Source organism: Paracraurococcus ruber, assembly GCF_004353985.1.
GTDB classification, from domain to species: domain Bacteria; phylum Pseudomonadota; class Alphaproteobacteria; order Acetobacterales; family Acetobacteraceae; genus Paracraurococcus; species Paracraurococcus ruber.
Genome location: NZ_SMOA01000475.1, coordinates 1 through 2,592 on the forward strand (window position 1 = coordinate 1; position 2,592 = coordinate 2,592).

General features: G+C 77.0%; 3 protein-coding genes. All 3 read left to right on the top strand.

Annotation, left to right across the window (positions count from 1 at the left end; all coding sequences use genetic code 11):
- The first annotated feature begins 422 nt into the window (after positions 1–422).
- The 3 genes from purM to E2C05_RS30925 are packed head-to-tail and all read left to right on the top strand — an operon-like array spanning position 423 to position 2,421.
- A complete protein-coding gene (gene purM / locus E2C05_RS30915; RefSeq protein ID WP_240046971.1) occupies positions 423–1,508 on the top strand; it encodes a phosphoribosylformylglycinamidine cyclo-ligase in 1,086 nt (361 codons plus the stop codon).
- Positions 1,508–2,254: a phosphoribosylglycinamide formyltransferase gene (gene purN / locus E2C05_RS30920; protein ID WP_133223444.1), complete on the top strand. Its 747-nt coding sequence runs from the start codon at positions 1,508–1,510 to the stop codon at positions 2,252–2,254. The genes purM and purN overlap by 1 nt, the downstream gene beginning before the upstream one ends.
- A gap of 11 nt (positions 2,255–2,265) precedes the next feature.
- Positions 2,266–2,421, top strand: a complete 156-nt coding sequence (locus E2C05_RS30925) for an aa3-type cytochrome c oxidase subunit IV (protein ID WP_205083202.1) — start codon at positions 2,266–2,268, stop codon at positions 2,419–2,421.
- Positions 2,422–2,592 lie beyond the last annotated feature (171 nt).

Consider the following 2,592-nt stretch of genomic DNA (forward strand, 5'->3'; position numbering starts at 1 on the left):
ACCGGCGGCGGCAGCGCCGGCACCACGGGCTGCGCCCCCGCCGGCAGGGCGAGGAGCAGCAGCGCCAGCCCCGCGGCCGGCCCCGCCGCCAGCCGGGCAGCCGACCCCAGGGTCCGCCCCATCCATCGCCCGCTGCGACCCGGCATCCGACCTCTCTCCCGCTTCCCGGCGGCACGGCGCCGCGCGGCCGGCACGCCCGGGCCCGGCCGGGCCATCCGCCCGGGGGCATCCGGCCGGGGCCGTCCCGAATGGGCGTCCCCACCGGGCCATCCCCACCGGGCCACCCCGATTCGGCCTTCCCAGCGCAGCCGCCCCGGCCGGACCGCACTTGGTGCCGCCCAAACCCTTGGGATAAGAGCCTGCTTGGGATTCTTTTGCAGCGCAAACCCCCGCGGGGTGCGCTTAGCCGATCGGAGGCCGCCCTGACCAGTTCCCCCGCCCCCACCCCCCCGGGCAGCCTGACCTATCGTGACGCCGGGGTGGACATCGCGGCCGGCGATGCGCTGGTCGAGGCGATCAAGCCGCTGGCGAAGTCCACGAGCCGCGCCGGCACCCTGGGCGGCCTGGGCGGCTTCGGCGCGCTGTTCGACCTGAAGGCGGCGGGCTTCGCGGACCCCGTGCTGGTCTCCTCCACCGACGGGGTCGGCACCAAGCTGCGCGTCGCCATCGATGCCGGCCACCATGCGACCGTCGGCATCGACCTGGTGGCGATGTGCGTGAACGACCTGGTGGTGCAGGGCGCCGAGCCGCTCTTCTTCCTCGACTACTTCGCCACCGGGAAGCTGCAGCTGGCGCAGGCGCGGGACGTCATCGCCGGCATTGCCGAGGGCTGCCGCCAGGCCGGCTGCGCCCTGGTGGGCGGCGAGACCGCCGAGATGCCGGGGATGTACGCGGCCGAGGACTACGACCTGGCCGGCTTCGCGGTGGGCGCGGCGGAACGCGGGGCGCTGCTGCCGCGGGATGTCGGGCCGGGCGACGTGCTGCTCGGCCTCGGCTCCGCCGGGGTGCATTCCAACGGCTTCTCCCTGGTGCGGCGGGTGGTGGCGGCCTCCGGCCTCGCGCCCGACGCGCCGGCGCCCTTCGCCCCGGGGGAGACGCTCGGCCAGGCGCTGCTGGCGCCGACCCGGATCTACGTGAAGTCCCTGCTCGGCCTGCACCGCGCGGGCCGGCTGAAGGCGGCGGCGCATATCACCGGCGGCGGCCTGCCGGGCAACCTGCCGCGGGTGCTGCCGGCGGGGGTGGAGGCGGTGCTGGATGCCGCCGCTTGGCCGGTGCCGCCGGTCTTCGGCTGGCTGGCCCGCACCGGCAATGTCGCGGCGGACGAGATGCTGCGGGTGTTCAACTGCGGCATCGGCATGGTCGCGGTGGTCGCGGCGCAGGAGGCCGAGGCGGCCATGGCGGAATTGCGGGCGGCGGGGGAGCAGGTCTTCCGCATCGGCCGGCTGGACGCCGCCGCCGGCCCGGCCGGCCTCCGGATCGACAACCTGCCGGCCGGCTGGCCGCGCTGATGCCGGCCGGGACCGGCCCGGCCCCGGCCGGCGGCCCGGGGGGAACCCGCACCCGCACCGCCATCCTGATCTCCGGCCGCGGGTCCAACATGGCGGCGCTGCTGGCGGCGGCGCGGGACCCCGCCTATCCCGCCGAGATCGCGCTGGTGCTGTCCAACCGGCCCGATGCCGCCGGCCTGGCCCGCGCCGCCGACGCAGGCGTGCCCACCGCCGTGGTGGACAGCCGCGCCTTCAAGGGCGACCGGCCGGGCTTCGAGGCGGCGATGGAGCAGGCGCTGGCGGCGCACCGCATCGGCCTGATCGCCCTGGCCGGCTTCCTGCGCGTGCTGACGCCGGGCTTCGTCGGCCGCTGGGACGGGCGGCTCGTGAACATCCACCCCTCCCTGCTGCCGGCCTTCCCGGGCCTCGAGACGCATGAGCGGGCGCTGGCGGCCGGGGTGCGGCTGCATGGCTGCACGGTGCACCTGGTCAGCGCCGGGGTGGATGAGGGGCCGATCCTGGCCCAGGCGGCGGTGCCGGTGCTACCGGGCGACACGCCGGCGACGCTGGCGGCGCGGGTGCTGGCGCAGGAGCACCGGATCTACCCGGCGGCCCTGGCCTGGGTAGCGGCCGGCCGGGTGCGGGTGGCGGATGGCCGGGCGCTGCTGGACGGCATGGCGGTGCCCGAGGCGATGGGCCTGGCGGCGCTGGCGAACCCCTTGCCCGATCCGGCGGCGCTTCCTACACCCGGGCCGCGGATCGGATGAAGGACGCGGCCGTGGCCGAGAAGGAAAGCTATGAGTTCGGGGCGGTGAACGGGCAGGACCTGCTCGCCGACCGCCAGCGCGGCTGGGAAGGCTTCACCCAGTTCGTGACCTATGGCGTGGTCGCCACCGTCGTCGTGCTGCTGGGCCTGCTGCTCTTCGTCGCCTGACGGCGGGCCGCGGTCGCCCGCCATGGCGGCGGCCTGACGCGGGGCTGCCCCGGGCCGTGGGGCGGTACCAGGGCCGGCGGCCGCCGCCGCAACCACACGCCGGCAGGCGCCCGTCGCAGGGCGGGCGGGGGCAGCGGCCAGAACCGGCGCCCGCCAGCGCGGCGGGACGTC